Annotated in this window: 13 protein-coding genes and 1 tRNA gene; 8 read left to right on the forward strand and 6 right to left on the reverse strand. The window is 64.4% G+C overall.

Features of this window, described 5'->3' with window-relative positions; all coding sequences use genetic code 11:
• Window positions 1-842: phospholipase D-like domain-containing protein (locus tag AC5RV2_RS07840; protein ID WP_494091900.1), on the forward strand; the 842-nt coding region annotated here is incomplete at its 5' end.
• Between the two features lie 94 nt (window positions 843-936).
• On the opposite strand, the gene AC5RV2_RS07845 is transcribed toward AC5RV2_RS07840, so the two are convergent.
• Window positions 937-1,959, reverse strand: a complete 1,023-nt coding sequence (locus AC5RV2_RS07845) for a GmrSD restriction endonuclease domain-containing protein (protein WP_494091901.1) — start codon at window positions 1,957-1,959, stop codon at window positions 937-939.
• A gap of 934 nt (window positions 1,960-2,893) precedes the next feature.
• Between AC5RV2_RS07845 and AC5RV2_RS07850 the strand changes: the two genes are divergently transcribed.
• Window positions 2,894-3,082: a hypothetical protein gene (locus AC5RV2_RS07850; protein WP_494091902.1), complete on the forward strand. Its 189-nt coding sequence runs from the start codon at window positions 2,894-2,896 to the stop codon at window positions 3,080-3,082.
• Between the two features lie 109 nt (window positions 3,083-3,191).
• On the opposite strand, the gene AC5RV2_RS07855 is transcribed toward AC5RV2_RS07850, so the two are convergent.
• Entirely contained in the window at window positions 3,192-3,497 is a 306-nt protein-coding gene (locus AC5RV2_RS07855; RefSeq protein WP_494091903.1) for a hypothetical protein, read from the reverse strand.
• A gap of 833 nt (window positions 3,498-4,330) precedes the next feature.
• On the opposite strand from AC5RV2_RS07855, the gene AC5RV2_RS07860 reads away from it, so the two are divergent.
• The 5 genes from AC5RV2_RS07860 (at window position 4,331) to AC5RV2_RS07880 (ending at window position 10,517) form a co-directional block, all read left to right on the forward strand.
• Window positions 4,331-4,747, forward strand: coding sequence for a hypothetical protein (locus AC5RV2_RS07860; RefSeq protein ID WP_494091904.1), 417 nt, complete (start codon window positions 4,331-4,333; stop codon window positions 4,745-4,747).
• Window positions 4,748-5,935: 1,188 nt separating this feature from the next.
• A complete protein-coding gene (locus tag AC5RV2_RS07865) occupies window positions 5,936-7,462 on the forward strand; it encodes a hypothetical protein (RefSeq protein WP_494091905.1) in 1,527 nt (508 codons plus the stop codon).
• Window positions 7,463-7,502: 40 nt separating this feature from the next.
• Entirely contained in the window at window positions 7,503-8,591 is a 1,089-nt protein-coding gene (locus tag AC5RV2_RS07870) for a caspase family protein (protein WP_494091906.1), read from the forward strand.
• Window positions 8,578-10,023 carry a hypothetical protein gene (locus AC5RV2_RS07875; protein ID WP_494091907.1) on the forward strand — a complete coding sequence of 482 codons (1,446 nt, stop codon included), beginning with the start codon at window positions 8,578-8,580 and terminating at the stop codon, window positions 10,021-10,023. The genes AC5RV2_RS07870 and AC5RV2_RS07875 overlap by 14 nt, the downstream gene beginning before the upstream one ends.
• Window positions 10,024-10,304: 281 nt before the next feature.
• Complete coding sequence (locus tag AC5RV2_RS07880; RefSeq protein WP_494091908.1) at window positions 10,305-10,517, forward strand: hypothetical protein; 213 nt, start codon at window positions 10,305-10,307, stop codon at window positions 10,515-10,517.
• 774 nt (window positions 10,518-11,291) lie between these two features.
• On the opposite strand, the gene AC5RV2_RS07885 is transcribed toward AC5RV2_RS07880, so the two are convergent.
• From AC5RV2_RS07885 to AC5RV2_RS07900, 4 genes are all read right to left on the reverse strand, one after another.
• Window positions 11,292-12,251, reverse strand: coding sequence for a tyrosine-type recombinase/integrase (locus AC5RV2_RS07885; RefSeq protein ID WP_494091909.1), 960 nt, complete (start codon window positions 12,249-12,251; stop codon window positions 11,292-11,294).
• Window positions 12,252-12,378: 127 nt separating this feature from the next.
• On the reverse strand, window positions 12,379-12,612 hold the full coding sequence (locus AC5RV2_RS07890; RefSeq protein ID WP_494091910.1) for a helix-turn-helix transcriptional regulator: 234 nt from the start codon (window positions 12,610-12,612) through the stop codon (window positions 12,379-12,381).
• A 140-nt stretch (window positions 12,613-12,752) separates the two neighbouring features.
• A tRNA-Thr gene (locus tag AC5RV2_RS07895) sits at window positions 12,753-12,829 on the reverse strand.
• Between the two features lie 124 nt (window positions 12,830-12,953).
• The gene (locus AC5RV2_RS07900; RefSeq protein WP_494091911.1) at window positions 12,954-13,826 is read right to left on the reverse strand and encodes a DsbA family protein; all 873 of its coding nucleotides are present in this window, start codon (window positions 13,824-13,826) and stop codon (window positions 12,954-12,956) included.
• 209 nt (window positions 13,827-14,035) lie between these two features.
• Here AC5RV2_RS07900 and otsA point away from each other — a divergent pair, with 209 nt between their 5' ends.
• Window positions 14,036-15,478 (forward strand): alpha,alpha-trehalose-phosphate synthase (UDP-forming), encoded by a 1,443-nt coding sequence (gene otsA / locus AC5RV2_RS07905; protein WP_494091912.1) that lies wholly within the window; start codon window positions 14,036-14,038, stop codon window positions 15,476-15,478.
• Window positions 15,479-15,530: the final 52 nt, after the last annotated feature.

The raw sequence follows: 15,530 nt of genomic DNA on the forward strand, positions 1-15,530 counted from the left end.
CTGCCGCGGGCGGCTGCGACGTGCAGTTGCTGCGCACATACCCCAAACGCTCGCCGGGGTACCCGTTCGCACCCGGCGGCGAGCGCAGCGTGGCCCGCGGTTACGCGAAGGCGCTGCGGCGAGCGCGACAGTTGGTGTACGTGGAGGACCAGTATCTGTGGTCCGCCGACGTCGGCCGGGTTTTCGCCGAAGCCCTGCACCGCAATCCCGGCCTCCATGTCATCGCAGTGTGTCCCCGCTTCCCGGACCAAGAGGGCAGGCTCAAGGTTCCGCCGGCGCTGTTCGGCCAGGGTTTGTCCTGGCGCATGGTGCACGACGCCGGAGGCGACCGGGTGCTGATGCTGGACATCGAAAACGGGCGGGGCTGGCCAATCTATGTCCACTCCAAAGTCTGCGTGATCGACGACGTCTGGGCAGCCGTGGGCAGCGCCAACCTGAACCGGCGATCATGGAGCCACGATTCCGAGCTCACGGCCGCCGTTCTCGACGAACAGCGCGACCCGAGGCACCCGGCAGACCCGGCAAAACTCGGTGACGGTGCCCGCCCGTTCGCCCGCGACTTGCGCCTGCGGCTACTCTGCGAACATTTGGGGCGCGTCCCCGGCGATAACGCCGACCTCCTCGATCCCCCGCAGGCGGTCCGCGCCATCCGCTCAAGCGCCGACGAGCTCGATGCCTGGCATCGTGCAGGCCGCTTGGTGCCACCGCCGCCAGGACGGCTGCGCACCCATACTCCGGCAGAGGGATCACCCTGGCAGCGCCGGTTGGCAGCCCCGGCCTACCGCCTTCTCTTCGACCCCGACGGCCGCCCCCTCCGGATGAGACTGCGGCGCCGCTACTGATCGATCGCCCTGCCACCGCTGCGGTGTCTGGCCCTTCGGGGAAAACCATGTGCCGGGCGATTCAACCGCCCCCGTCGGCTCTCGCCGGTTCTCGTCAGCTCTCGCAGCCGACCCCGTCGCCGTCGCGGTCGAATTTGGTGTCCCAGCCGGGGTCGCCCGCCCGGATCGGGGCCGCCCCGGCTTCCTTCACAGCGGTGCAGTTCTTGTAGAACACGTTCCCGCCTGCGGGCGCCTCCTGGACAGGTGCCGGCGCAGGCTGTTGCTTTGGCGCAGGAGCGGGCTTGGGTGCCGCCGGCGCGGCTGCCACGGGCACGTCCACTCCCCCGTCGGCCGGGACCGGTTGGTCCGGGCAGGACTTGGAGAGGATGTTCTTGATGGCGTCGTGCTCGGCCTGGGTCATCCAGAGTCCGTACTTGGCTTTGACGGCGGTCTGCAGGGCCACGTATTCGCAGCGGAACGCCTTGTTCGGCGGCAGCCAGGTCGCAGCATCGCCGTCGGACTTGGAGCCGTTGGTGGGTCCGTCGACCGCCAGCAGGTTCAGCGGGTCGTTGGCGAAGACTTCACGCTGGTTCTTCGCCAGCTGCTGGGCACCCTTCTGCCAGGCGTCCGAGAGCGCGACAACGTGGTCGATCTGGACGGCGGTGCTGGTCTTGTTGCCGCGGACAAAGTCAATGGTCGTGGCGGTGAAAGGATCGGCCAGCACCCCTGAGGTGACCACACAGCCGCCGGCCTTGAGAACCGTGTATTCCAAATCGCGCTGGAGGATGTCATTACGCGCATCGCAGCCGTTGCGGTCCGGATCCAGCCAGCCGTCGCCGAACTGATCACGCGAGTATCCGGTTTTTGGGGCGCGGCCCTTAATCGCGATGCCATCCAGTTGTTGCAGGGCGGTGCCGGCGGCAGGTTCCTCCTCCGGTTCCTGCGCCGGCGGCGCCTTGGGCTCCTCCGTCTTCTCGGCGGGTTCCGTGGTTTCGGGAACCAGGGTCGGCTCGGGGCTGCCGGTCACCTCGACGGTGGGGGCGACCAGGGGCTGATCCGCTTCGGCGGGCGAGGTGCAGGCGGACAGCAGGACGGCCAGCGCCAAGCCGGCGAGTGCGAGGGGGTTCTTCTTCTCCATGTCCCTTCATGTCTACGGCAGACGCATAATCCCATCCCGGTGGACACGCCGTAGCGACGGGCATATGAAGGTGGAGCAGAGCGGGTGGAGCAAACGGAAGGGAAATAGGAGGTCCCCGGATCAATAGTCTTCGCGGTCAGGGAAGAGGCCGCAGACAGAGATCGGTTCCGCCGTTCAGGGGCTCCTGAGCGTGCAGAAGGCAAACAACCGTGAGCACCATGGAAGCTGTTTCAACACGCGGGCCCCATGCTCGCGTTTATCGCGGCCCCCGGGCGTGACGTCCTGGGTCGCGGCGGAACCTCGGTCGGGTGGGCCGCCGGGTTGGCCGCAGGCGCACTGTCGCCGCGGTTCCTGCGCCGAGACCCGACGGCGCTGGCAGGAGTGGATTCCCGGCCGCTTCCGGGACTACCTTCTTCCTGGCCCGGCGGGAAGCTGCCAATCCGGAAGTGGAGCGACGGTGCGGTGCCATCGGTCGGCCTTCCCGTCGATTCGGCACGAGCGCCAGCACCATGAAAGGGGCAAAGGCAAGCACGAGGTCGATAACGAAAAGGGTGACTTCCATGGCCAACTCCTACCCTTGGCTTTTTAGGGTAGGCGTCGATGGGCGGGCACACAATGGGTTGAGGCGCTGGTCTGGGGATCGTTGACGGCGGCACCCCGCGCCGCCTCAATTTAAAGCCCTTCCGGCGACGGCGGAGGGATTTCCGTGATGCCTTTTCTCGCCCCTCACACCTGCCCCTGGCCCCTGGCCAGGGGCCAGGGGCCAGGGGCCCGTCGCCCGTCGCCCGTCGCCCGTCGCCATAAACAACTCGCGCTTTGCCTCCGGTGTACCGCGAATCCCGGCCGGTCCCGGCAACGCCGGTTGAAATTTCCGATCCTGTCAGAGGCCGGTGTTAGGTTGGCAGCAACCTCAGAAGGAGAAAAGGAGGACGAGATGGCCACGACACATTCCCGCGGCATCGGAATCGACTATATGGATCCCAACTCGTGCGGTCGCTGCGACGCCTGCGACGAACTGCCCGCACCGGCGATCTGCGAGGACTGCTGCTATGACGAGGATGGCAACTTCGTCCGGCTCGTTGAATGGCCCTGCCCAGAGGTGAAAGCCGCCAAGGCAGCTTAGCCTAGGGACAGTCCCGTTGGCGGGTCTCGTGCTCCCATGACCCTTGAGGCGCTTGAGGCGAGTTCCTTTGCTGCATAAAGAAGCCCCGCACTCGGTGCGGGGCTTTCTGCTAAAGGAAGGAAACGCTGGAGAGCGCCATCCATACCAGCGCACCAAAGACGGCCGCGGCCAGGATGGGCAGCATGGCGATGACGATTGCCCAGACTCCCGGTTTCCTGCCCGCATTCTTCGAGAGTGCCATGAGGCCGGTGATCAGGCCCGCCAGCAGCGGCAGCAAAGACGCCCATAGGAGGGCCCAAAGCGTCGGCAGCAGCAGGCCGGCCAGGAATAGTGCCAGGCCAAGGAGAGATAGTCCCAGGGCGAGCCTGCCCGTCCTCTGATCCGCGGCTTGTGCGTGAAGTCGTTCAGTCGGCACAACTGGTCCATTCTGTCGGGAGGGTCAAGCTGAGAAGAAGGCTATACCAGTCTGCTGGCAGGCCAGCGGCGGCACCATGGCAAGCACGAATTGACCAGGTCAGGTGCACTCAGAAACGTGGACAAGGTCCCCCGCGGGATCAGGGCCGGAAGCAGCCACAGCCTCAGCGGATTGGCCTGCACGTATCTGCCGGTCCTTGAGGTCCAGACAACAGCCTCAGTGCCTTCGGAAAGCGTGTGCCAAGCGCGTGTTTCAAGGCTGCCGAAGCACGAAAAAACCCCTTCCGACTAGCGTTTAGCCTTGTCAGAGAGGGGTGCGTGGAGCCCCTGCCGGATTCGCACCGGCGATACCCTGTTTACAAGACAGGGTATCCCGGTGCTTCCCGGCCCTTCATTGCAATACCTTTTGATCAGCCACAACGCGGCCGATGATGGATCCAGAGTACCGACAAGTTCCCGCTGGTTCCCATTCAAAGCGTATACATATAGAAAACCAGGTGTATTTGCTCGTAGCTAACAAACATATACCCTTTCTCTCTTAGATGGATGTACCCCGCAGTTTGGGTGGGACAAACCCGTGCTGTCACCTAAAAACCGCGTCTGACTAGGCGTTTTACTGACCCACCATCCTGTGGGACACGGGTGGCCGGAAGCCTGCGTAGGTGGGTCAGAAACTACTTCCGACCGAATTTCGGGCATGAGCAGGTCCCTCGGGTACATCAAGACGGACGCCGCGGACGCCGCGTCTGGGCTACACGGTATGGGGCTGCCGAGGCCTGCCGGGCGCTAACCGCTGCCGCTAGGCTATGGGCAGCCACGACATGAGGGGGAGCAATGTACGGACACACGGACTTAAAGTGGGGACAGCTCGTCGACGCCGGGCACAGGTTTCTGCAGGAGATAGCCAGACAGCAGACGACCACCAGCTACTCGGCACTGAACCGGCGGCTCATGGTGGACACAGGCCAGCTCGGTTTCGACTTCGGCAGCCCGGACGGACGCTCCGCCGTGGCCCGCCTGCTCGGCGAAATTGCACGGAGAAGTGTGGATGAGGACGGCTTCATGTTGTCCGCGCTCGTGCTATATCAGGGGGCCAACAACGCTGGCACCGGGTTCTTCAACTTGGCTCAGGAAATGCCTGAAATGCCGCTCAATCTGGGGGCCTCCCCCGCTGAAAAGGAGAAGTTCTGGATCAACCAGGTCAACGCCGCCCACACCCGCTACAACCGGAACCGATCCGTCCGGCGCTAGTGCCACGCCCGACGCACCCGGGGCCATCGTGTGTTCGAGCGCCCTCCTGGGTCGCCGCGGATGAAGTCGACTTTGGTGCGGTACGCGCTGATGAGCGGCACCGTGCGAGCTCAGACAGGGATATTCATGCGGATTGCTGGCGTGGCAGCTGGACAAAGGGACGCCATTAGATGGCGGTCTCACCGGTCGGCGCCTAGACTGCCTGGCACTGCTCGCGGAGGCCCTTGTTCCACGGTTCGAAGACGCAGCCGGTGACCTCGTTCACGAGTGTCCGCGAGGTCACGGCGCTGGCCGTCGATTGATCGACCGTCTTGGCCTGAGAAGCGAACGAGTGGATTCGGCGTCTGATCGCACGGTTCCTAGTCGAAGCCGTCTAGGTCCCAGGCACAGAAGCAAGCCGCAGGCCACTGTCAGTGGCTTTTCCATGAGCGATGATCGCGGGGTCGCAGCCGCGGAAGCCGAGCAGACGAATCAGTCTTCCGGCGAGCAGCATCCCCGGTCGCGCCCAATACGCTTCATGCTGGGGATCGCTCATTATTGCGGCGACAGCGGCAGCTGTCCCGGCGACATTGGCGACGCACCACGCGCCATCGGCTGGCAGCCAACACATGGGCAGTCGGTCGCTGGCATCGTCGACGGTTTCAACTGCGTCCGTTACTTTGCCCCGCAAAACCTTCATGCTGCGGTCCGGCGGGACTGTGACTGTTGCACCTTCAGTGACGGTGGCCAGCAGTCCCGAGTAGCCGTCCCAGACCGGGAAGTAGCACTGGTCCGGTGTGGATGCGAACCGCTCGAAGGCGCGCGAGAGGTGGGCCGCGCTAGCTCTTCCCAACGTTCCGGACGCCGGCTGGATGACATCCCGGCTTTCAGCCGACGGTACGACTACGTCCGACCATAGACCGGAGGCCTACCTCAGCCGGGAACCGGAGCGGACAGGCGCACCACTACGCGCATTCCCATGTGATTCTTCGATGCCTGATGAACGTGCATGTCCTTTGAGTCAACGCCACGCATATTCTTTGAGTCAATGCGGGGGGATGGATTTGACACTTCGCCGCAGAGTAGTCTCAGTGTAAGCGAGCTTTGGCTCAGAGCTTGGCAGGTCTCGCCACATCGGCGCGCTGGGCGTGAAGCCAGAGCTGCCCGCCCAGTAGGGCGCCGGAGTGGTTCATGGGGAAGGGGCCGACGATGGCAGGGCACATCATCCGCACCGGCAAGGATGGCGAGCTGGAGAGCCCTTCGCCAGGCGACGCTGAAGACATGGTTCGCGATGCCGTCGCGAAGGGCAGGGTCGTCGTGTACTTCCACGGCGGGCTCGTTACCGAAGCGGACGGCACAAAGAACGCGAATCGGTTGACTGGCAAATTCACCGACATCGGCGTATATCCGATCTTCTTCGTCTGGCGATCGGGCTGGCTCGAGATCATCCGCAACAATCTCTTCGAGATCGCGAAGGAGGACCTGTTCGAGCGGCTACTCCGACGGGTCGTGGCATGGGCGGTGGGCAAGGCGCGCGTCCCCGAAGGCGGACGCGGTGCAGCGCTGCCGACCCCGAAAGAGGTGCGCGACCAGTTGGCGAAACGGCGACGGCTGGAAGCCCCGGAGGAGGGCGACGAACCGTTCGAAGCCGAGCCGACGGATCACACCGCGGCGCTCACGGAGGACGACGAGGAGAGGTTCCTTCGCGACATCCTGATCGACACCGAACTCCAGAACGCGCTGGCCGGCGCATTGGCTGCCCACAATATGGCGATGAATCGGCCGGGCGCCCGTGACACCGTCCCAACTGTGCCCCCGATGCCGACGCGTATGGATGCTGAGGTCCTCGACGAGGTAGGCAAAGGAGTGGCGGCGGGCGGCGCACGCGGCGACCTCAGCATCATCGCCCTCGGGCGTAAAGCCTTTGAAGTCCTGGGCGCGGTCATTGCTCGGTTCCGCAACGGCACCGACAGCGGCGTCTACCCGACGGTCGTTGAGGAGTTGCTGCGGGCGTTCTACGTCGGCGAGGCAGGTGGTGCGCTCTGGCATGCGATGAAGAAGGAGACCGAGGACACATTCCGGCCGAGCGTCAACCGCGGCGGGCGACTCTTCCTGGACGCGCTCGCGCAGCACCTGCCCGCCGACGGCGGCGTCAAGATCACCCTCGTCGGCCACTCAGCCGGGGCCGTATTCATCAACAACCTGCTGCGGGATGTCGCGCGCCGACGCCGCGAGAACGACACGCCGTTACCCGAGGTGACAAAGTTCCAGGTCGTGTTTCTCGCGCCCGCAGCGACGACCACGCACTTTGCTGAGACCATCGCGATCGTCGAGCCGATGGTCGAGCGGCTCCGGATCTTCACCATGGACGATACGAGCGAACGGGCCGACCGGGTCGCCGGCGCAGTCTATCCGCGTTCCCTGCTCTACCTCATTTCGGGCGCGCTCGAGCGCGACGGCGACGAGAAGTCGGCGCTGGTGCCGCTGATTGGGCTGTCGCGGTACCTCGACAAGGAGGACCTCGATGACGTGAAGCGCGTGCTCGCCTCGCCGCTCAAGGCCTCTGCGAAGCTGCAGGAGATCCGAACTTACCTTGCCGTGAATGATCGGATGGTGCTGTCGCCCAGCGAAGCGGGCGCGGTGCCCGGCTTCCGTGCGGCAGCGCGCAGCCACGGAGCGTTCGACAACGACGAACTCGTGATCGAGAGCATCGCAGGCATCGTGCGCGAGTGGTGATTCTGGAGCGATTGTGAGTGCTAACCCGTACCACTACGCCGTGGTCGTCGGCATCAATAGGTACCCTGGGGGACTATCCACACTAAACGGCCCGGTCGCCGACGCGCGAGCGTTCGCGGCGTGGCTCACCGCCGCACGTCAGGGGGGGCTGCCGAAGGAGAATGTGCACCTCGTCATCACAAAGCGGCCATTTCCGAAGGGCCTCAGCGACGCGCGACCCACGAAGGAGCTTATTGACGACGCTCTGTGGGCATCGTATAAGGATCTTCGGAAGAAGCTCAAGGCGGGACCCGAGGAGCAGTACAGCGATCGCCGCAAGCAATCCCGCCTTTACTTCTTCGTCGCGGGCCATGGCATCATGCCTTCTGGCGGCGACGGTGCACTGCTCGACGCGAAGGCCGAGATCGATCGGCCCACCAACCTTGACCTGCGCAGGTACCTTGCGTGGTTCGAGGACGACGGGCTCTTCGCCGAATTGTGCATCTTCGGGGATTTCTGCCGCGGCTTCGAGCTGCTGGCCAATCCCGATGGACCGGGGTTCCGGCGCCCCGGTGAGGCTCCGGAACCGGTCCGGTTCTTATACGCCCTTGCGACCAGCGCGGGCGAGCGTTCGTTCGAGGATCCCACGAGCGATCCCGATGAGTGGCGTGGCCACTTCAGCTACGCCCTGATGCACGGGCTCAAGGGAGCGGCCGCCGACCGTATGACGGGTGAAGTCTCAGGCGAGGCCCTGATCGGCTATACCCGACGCATCGTGGCGGAGCGCACCGCAAGGCTCGGCCCCGATCGTGCACAGTCCGTACCGGAGCCCCGGCAGAGAGGTGAGCTGACCTTCGGCCCGCCAAGACGGCGTCTGAAGTCAGGTGCGGACGGTGGTGTCGTCGCTCCGCCAGGACGCGAACGCCGAAGGGTGCGCATCTCGTTCCGGCGCCGGCCGGGCGGCAAGGTCGAACTCGTTGCGCCCGACGGAACCACACAGAGTTGGGATCCGGTCGATGGCGCGTGGATTGTTTGGCTCTATGACGGCACTTGGTACATGCAGCACGCCGGCCGGGAGATGGACACGGCGGGTTTCGCTAACGACGGCGTCTTCACGATCGCGGGGGAAGATCGCGATGTCGAACTCTGAGCAAGGGTCGCTGCATATCGCGTCGCCGGGCGCCGACATCCAGGTGCTCGACGCTTTCTTGCGCCCGGTGCCGGGTGCGAGCGGCCTCGGCACCGTGGATGCGTCTCTGGCACCCGGCGCATACACGGTTGTCGCCGGCCTAGAGGGCACCAGCGCCTCACGTGATCTGCTGGTGCGGCCTGGAAGCAAGAACGAGGTGGACCTCGACGTGTCACTCGTCCACGCCGCACCTGTTCGCAGACTCCTGGCGGCGAATGAGACCCACGGTCACCTCGCCCATGAGCTCAGCCGACCCAAGCCGCCACCGGGTCGGTCGGCGCTGATGGTCGTACTGCACGGCCTGGCGGGGCACGAGATGGCGCAACTCGACCAGTCACCCACGATCACCAGAGCTGATGGCGAACCCATCACTCTGCCCACGCCTGTCTTCGACACGAACAGGCCAGCTGACCAGCCGCCCCGCGCCGTCGGATGGCGCTTGGACATCGAACCCGGCGCCTACCGCGTGCGGTGGAAGCACTTGGGGGCGCAGCCCGCCGAGCATGCCGCGTGGGCCGCGAAGGACAGCAAAACGCTGCTGTTCGTACCCCAGGGCCCGGCTGGACCGAATGTCGCTGGCATGTCGATGCATCTGCTCGCGCCGGGCCGGGCGTATGACGACATCAGTTCGAAGACCGAAACGGTCGAAGTCGCGCTGTCAATCCTGCGCCGTGGGGCGCCGCGGCACCTGCTTGAGGACGCGGCGCGGATGCTCACTCCGCGGACGCCGCTGACCGCTCAGCTTTTCGCCGCGACCGCGTTCGCAGCGCATCCAGACGCGACGTCAGCCGACCGGAGCGGACCACGGCTGGTCGCGACCATCCGGCGCCTGCACGACAAGCTCGGCGACATGCCCGATGTGCTCGCCCTCGGGCGGGTCGTGCCGGAGAGCGGCGTCACCGGAACGGTCGACATGCCGCCGATGCTGAGCGCGTTCCTGGACGTGCTGCTCGCGGCAGACCGAGAGGATCCCGAAGTAATACCCGCCGGGTCGTTCGTCGAGACCGTGTCGGGCGAGCGGTACGCCTGCAAACCTTGGCTGCTATGGCGGCCGTTCGAGTTCGAGGCGCCCCTGCCTGCACGGACAATGCAGCGGGCGACTGAGACGCCACGGGATGTGCCGCGCTACCGTCCAATTGGTGTAGCCGCACTCGCTTGGCCTGGCTTGCAGAACCTGCTGATGCTGCATACGGGACCGCAACTGCAGCCCTCCGCCTATCCGGGCTCACTAACGGTGATCAGGCGCGTCGCGGAGGTCGTCGCCGAAGTCGCACCCCGTCTCGAGCTCCCAGAACACGAGGCTGCGAAGGCACTCGGCGCCGACGAGATCGCCAGGCGCCTCGAGGTGCCGACGACCCTCGTGGAGCGGTGCGTCGCGCACCTGTACGGCTGAGAGTTCAAATCCCGTTGGTACTCCGCTAGCGCTCCTGCACCATGCCCGACAGGGTTGGTGAACAGCCCTTCTGTGTCGTGTATACCGCCGTTGTCCGAGACCCCTCATCGGCACGGGTGGGCAGGAATTCAACGGTCCGCGCGCTGCAGCGTTCTCGATCGGTAACCCGCCATTCCGCCCGCAGAACCCGCCAGATCGTTTGGCAAATTATTAGCGGTCAGGAAAACAGCGCAGCGGCGGGCATCAAGCTGCCCACTGCCGGACAACAGGAGCCGCCACCCGTGGGCACTTGTTACTCGAAGAATCCCCAGATCCGATGCTACCCATGGCTGCAGGAAGCACCGTTCAACAAGATCAAGTCACTGGCCGAGCTCGAACAGTGGTGGTCCCCGGCCCGCCCGAAGGTCAGCTGGGACCAGATCCTTGAAGGGCACCGCTCCGTCATCATCAACGCCGGACGTCTGCGACCGGCGCCGTCCTGGCCGACGTTGTGAACCAGCAGATCTCCTCACTGCTGATGTATTCGATGCGGAACGCGGTCAAGCGGATCTGCTCCGGCTGGCAGGAACAGGGCCGCCATGTGTCCTTCATTTCCGATGAGCTCTCCATGCTCGCCGGGTTCTCTCCGATGTGCTCACCTGGGTCCGCGACCAGGGCCGCTCCTTCGGGTGCCAGCCGTTCCTGGCGACGCAGCGGCCCGAGCAGCTGCCGCCTTTCCCCCAGAACGGCGGAGTCTCCCCCGATCCCAACGCATCCAGATGCTGATTCCAGGCAGCAACAAAAGGCGAAATATCAAAGTCGTCCCTTTACGAAAGCATCCGCTGGCAGCGAAAATCCGCTCTACATCGATGCCTGCGAAAGCTGCCTTTCCCTTGGCCGTGTCGTGGGCATCCATGGCTCCAATCGCGATATTCAAGGCTTGGGTGACACCCCAATGTCTATGAATAGGAGCGTCTATCGACTCCGTAATTACCCGCGTTAAGTCTACCGCAGCGGGAATTCCGGCGTTAACTGAGGCACCCGCGCCCAGTAACACCGTTATTCGTTCCTTACGATGATCTGTCATGGCTAGAATGTCGCAAACGGCGGTGCAAACTTTGGTCAGTGGTCAAACGTTCCTTTGTTCTTTTAGACATCAGGGGCGAGAAGCTGCAGAACTCTGCGGTAGTCGCCGACCTCGCGAAGCCTTTCGATGTAGGGCTGATGCGTGATTGCCACGTCGGCATGCACCAACAACTCAACTGCAGCACCGTCGGTCACTTCTCTGTTCAACAGGGTCGCAACGGTGCGCCGGAACGCATGGGCGATACAACTGTCTTGAAGTCAAAACCGGCTGCTTTGCAATGCAGCCCGCAGCGACCGCCGAACGCCTGCATATAGGTGGCCCTTTCTGGACCAAAACACGGCCTGTGCAGAGTTCGCCGCGGGAGAGTCAATACTGCGCCGCAGCAGCACATCAACTGTGAAGCGCGGTACGGGGATGACGCGACCTCCCCCTGGGTCTTAGGAATGGGCTGCCGGTATTTCGCCCCCTTTCCAGGCTCCACGATCGTGACGCGAATGATGACCTTCCCCACATTGCCGGTCAAATCGACGTCCTCCCAGCGAAGTGCCAGCGCTTCTCCCATACGAACCCCGCTGCCCAACAACACGTCGATTACGTCGGAAAGGGTGCTCGTCGGACGTGGTCCGGGCAGGCCAGGATCGATACGCCAGTTGCGGACGGCAGCCCTTACCTCGGTTAAGGTGTCAGAATCCAGAGCCTGAGGTCGCTTCTGCCGGTTGGGAATCGGACTAACCTCAGCAACCGGGTTGTTGGCGGTGTACAAATCGTGTCGAACGGCGTAAAACATGATCTGGCGCAGGACTGTCCTGCTAGTGCGCGCGTTCGACGCACCTTTATCATCTACGACCAGCGAGCGGAGAAATGCGTCGCAGTTTGAGGGTCTGATTTCGCGAACGTAACGGTTGCCTATAGCTAGCACAATGTGGTCGTGAACGATGGCTTCGTACTGGTCCCAGGTCTGCCGACGCGGCAAGCCTTCTTCGATCTCGGAGATCTGATTGCCGATGCTGTCGACAAGAATCGGACTAGGCTTGATGCTCGCCAACCATCTTTCGGCCACCTGTCCCAAGGTGACGCTCTCATCCGGTTGTCGCCCTTGCTCTTGGCGCTCTCTCATGGCTGCCAGCAAAGCGTTTTCAGACTTGCCTTTGGTCGCCGCCATTCTGCCGTGCGATCGGTGACCCCATCGAAGTCGCGGAAGCGGCAGGACGCCCGCCATTTTCCGGTCTTCTCATCCTTCTTGGCGCCGATCGTGCCCCAGGCACCGATAGGCAGCGCAGCGCGCGCCATCAGGACGCCGCCTTCGCGTACCCGGCCGCAATGATCCACGCGCGTACTGCGGATCGCTCATAGCGGACGAACCCATGCAGTTTCAGCGGCCTCGGGCCAAGACCGCATGAGCTCCAATGGGCCAAGGTCTTCGGCGAAATCTGGAGCCAGTCAGCTACTTCTTTGCGGGTGAGCAGTTGCTCCGGCATGCGGTGGTCCGTGCTCGGTCCCATGGTCTTCTCAACGTCGTTCATTGTGATCTCTCTATGCAGGCCGATGGCGGACGGCTGTCGCATCGCGGAGCAAAAGCGTGTTGTAAGCGTGTAACGCGCAGTTTCTGGTCCATGAAGAAACCCCTCCTGATAGGCGTTTTGCCTGATCAGAAGGGGTTAGGTGGAGCCCCCTGCCGGATTCGAACCGGCGACCCCCTGTTTACAAGACAGGTGCTCTGGCCAACTGAGCTAAGGAGGCGTGCTGGCCGCAGAGCCAGCGTGCCGGACAAAACCGGCTAGATAAGGTTAGCCCAGGCGGCGGCCCTGCGTGAAACCGCAGCAGCCGCCGCCCGGAACCGGCCGGGACCAGCCCGGCGGATGGCTTAGGCGCGGGCGTCGATGATGCCCTGGGCGAACTCCTGGAAGTTGCCGGAGTTCGTCCACTTCTGGCCTTCGACGAAGACCGCCGGGGTGCCGCCGACCTGGTATTCGTTGAACGTCTGGTTGACGAACGCGGTCCAGGGGCGGAATTCGCCGTCGTCAATGCAGGAGGCTACGTCGGTGGCTCCCGCGCTTTCGGCGATGCTCGTCAGGGTGGCGTTGTCCAGCCCGGCCCCGCCTTCCGTCGGCTGCTGCGCGAAGAGCTGGGTCAGGTAGCCGTTGAAGGCCTCGGGGTGGGAGTCGGCCACGCAGGCCACGGCGTTGGCTGCCCGGGACGAGTAGTTGGTGGTGGAGACGCGGTCGAGGAAGGTCGCCACACGGTACTCCACGGTTGCCTCGCCGGAGGAGGTGAGGTCGGTCAGGTACCCGCCGTACTGTCCTTCGAAGTCCTTGCAGACCGGGCAACCCATGTCCACGTACACCACGATGTTCGCCGGTTCGCCCTCGGGCGCGGCGGCAACGCCCGGCGGCACGATGGTATCGCCCTCGGTGGAGGCCGGCTCCGGGATGTTGTTCACGTCGACCTGGATGGGCTCGGTGGCCTCCAGACCGTCCTGGGTGATGGTGTAGCCGCCGAACTCGTTGCCGTGGGCCGGCGCGGCACCGGCGTCGGCGACCTGCCCGCGCTGGTTGGTGATGACAACCCCGGCGATCACCGCGATGATCACCAGGACAGCGACGACCACCCCGCCCTTGACCAGCAGCGAGTTCCGCTTTTCGCGCTTCTGCTGCTCTTCGCGTATCTGGCGGGCCTTCTCGCGGGCCGCAGCAGTGCGCTCGGCCTTGGTCGACTTAGGGCTGTTTTGGGTAGCCATGGATCCTCGCGTCTTGTTGGTCTGCTTCGCCCAGGCAGGGCACTACAGCTCTAGTTTAGTTGCAACTTCAATGTTCGCGCGGAACGAGTGGCCGCGTTCACGTTTACAGTTTCAGCGCCCTCAGGGGAAGCCTCGGGTTGCCATTCCTTATAAAGTCATGAAGAGGACGGTATACACAAAGGAGAGGTCAGTTGGCGAATTCCGCAGAGATGAACGGTGAGGAAGCAGAAGGATCTCAGTACGGGGAGTACGACCTGATCGTCGTCTCCAACCGCCTGCCGGTGGACCGAGCCCCCGAGGACGACGGTCAGGGTCCCTGGCGGCGCTCGCCCGGCGGGCTGGTGACGGCGCTGGCCCCAGTGATGGCGAAGACCGACGGCGCCTGGGTGGGCTGGCCGGGGGTACCGGACGAGAAAGTGGACCCGTTCGACCACGACAACATGCACCTGGTTCCTGTGACCCTGAGCGCCGACGACGTCGAGTTGTATTACGAAGGCTTCTCCAACGCCACGCTCTGGCCGCTCTACCATGACGTGATCGCCCCGCCGGAGTTCCACCGCGCCTGGTGGGAATGCTACAAAACGGTCAACCGGCGCTTCGCCGAAGCAACCGCGGAGATCGCCGCCGAGGGTGCGACCATCTGGGTGCAGGACTACCAGCTGCAGCTTGTTCCCAAGCTGTTGCGCGAGATGCGCCCGGACCTGAAGATCGGCTTCTTCAACCACATCCCGTTCCCCCCGCTGGAGATCTTCGCCCAGCTGCCCTGGCGCCGGCAGGTGATTGAGGGCCTGCTCGGGGCGGATCTGGTCGGCTTCCAGCGCCCCAGCGACACCAGCAACTTCCTGCGCTGCGTGCGGCGTTTCAGCGGCCTGAATGTGCGCCAGCAGCAGGTCCAGGTGGTCAACAACGACGGCGGGGCCCGCCTCTGCAAGGCCGGCGCCTTCCCGATCTCCATCGACGTGGCCCACATCAGCGAACTGGCCCACCGGCCGGACGTGATCGCGCGGTCCGAGCAGATCCGGCAGGAGCTGGGCAACCCCGACACCGTCTTGCTGGGCGTGGACCGACTGGACTACACCAAGGGCATCCGGCACCGGGTCAAGGCCTATGGCGAACTCTTGGAAGACGGCAAGTTGAACGTGGAGAACGCCGTGCTGATCCAGGTGGCCTCGCCCAGCCGCGAGCGCGTCGAGTCGTACCGGCTGCTGCGCGAGGAAATCGAAGGTTCGGTGGGCCGGATCAACGGCACGTTCGACACCCTGGAAAACACCGCCATCCGCTACCTGCACCACAGCTACCCGGTGGAGGAAATGGTGGCGCTCTACCTGGCCGCGGACGTGATGCTGGTGACGGCGCTGCGCGACGGCATGAACCTGGTGGCCAAGGAGTACGTAGCCTCCCGCAAGGGGGTGGACGGGGCGCTGGTGCTCAGCGAATTCGCCGGCGCCGCGGACCAGCTCAAGCAGGCCATCCTGGTCAACCCGCACGACATCGACGGGCTTAAGGATGCCATCATCCGGGCGATCAACATCCCGCCGGCCGAGGCCACCCGCCGGATGCGGGCCATGCGCCGGCAGATCCTGCAGAACGACGTCGAACACTGGTCGCGCGCCTTCCTGAAGGCCCTGCAGCAGCCGCAGGCCGATGACTGAGCGCCGCGACGCCGGGCAGCCGCAGGCGCCCGCAGACCCCGGTGCAGCCGAC

Source organism: Arthrobacter sp. Y3225116 (genome assembly GCF_059091245.1).

Excerpts from the sequence above, each read along its gene's own strand:
- AC5RV2_RS07900 (WP_494091911.1), bottom strand. The coding sequence starts at position 13,826 with ATGGCTACCCAAAACAGCCCTAAGTCGACCAAGGCCGAGCGCACTGCT.
- AC5RV2_RS07865 (WP_494091905.1), top strand. The coding sequence starts at position 5,936 with ATGGCAGGGCACATCATCCGCACCGGCAAGGATGGCGAGCTGGAGAGC.
- AC5RV2_RS07875 (WP_494091907.1), top strand. The coding sequence starts at position 8,578 with ATGTCGAACTCTGAGCAAGGGTCGCTGCATATCGCGTCGCCGGGCGCC.
- otsA (WP_494091912.1), top strand. The coding sequence starts at position 14,036 with ATGAACGGTGAGGAAGCAGAAGGATCTCAGTACGGGGAGTACGACCTG.
- AC5RV2_RS07860 (WP_494091904.1), top strand. The coding sequence starts at position 4,331 with ATGTACGGACACACGGACTTAAAGTGGGGACAGCTCGTCGACGCCGGG.
- AC5RV2_RS07890 (WP_494091910.1), bottom strand. The coding sequence starts at position 12,612 with ATGAACGACGTTGAGAAGACCATGGGACCGAGCACGGACCACCGCATG.
- AC5RV2_RS07885 (WP_494091909.1), bottom strand. The coding sequence starts at position 12,251 with ATGGCGGCGACCAAAGGCAAGTCTGAAAACGCTTTGCTGGCAGCCATG.
- AC5RV2_RS07845 (WP_494091901.1), bottom strand. The coding sequence starts at position 1,959 with ATGGAGAAGAAGAACCCCCTCGCACTCGCCGGCTTGGCGCTGGCCGTC.
- AC5RV2_RS07850 (WP_494091902.1), top strand. The coding sequence starts at position 2,894 with ATGGCCACGACACATTCCCGCGGCATCGGAATCGACTATATGGATCCC.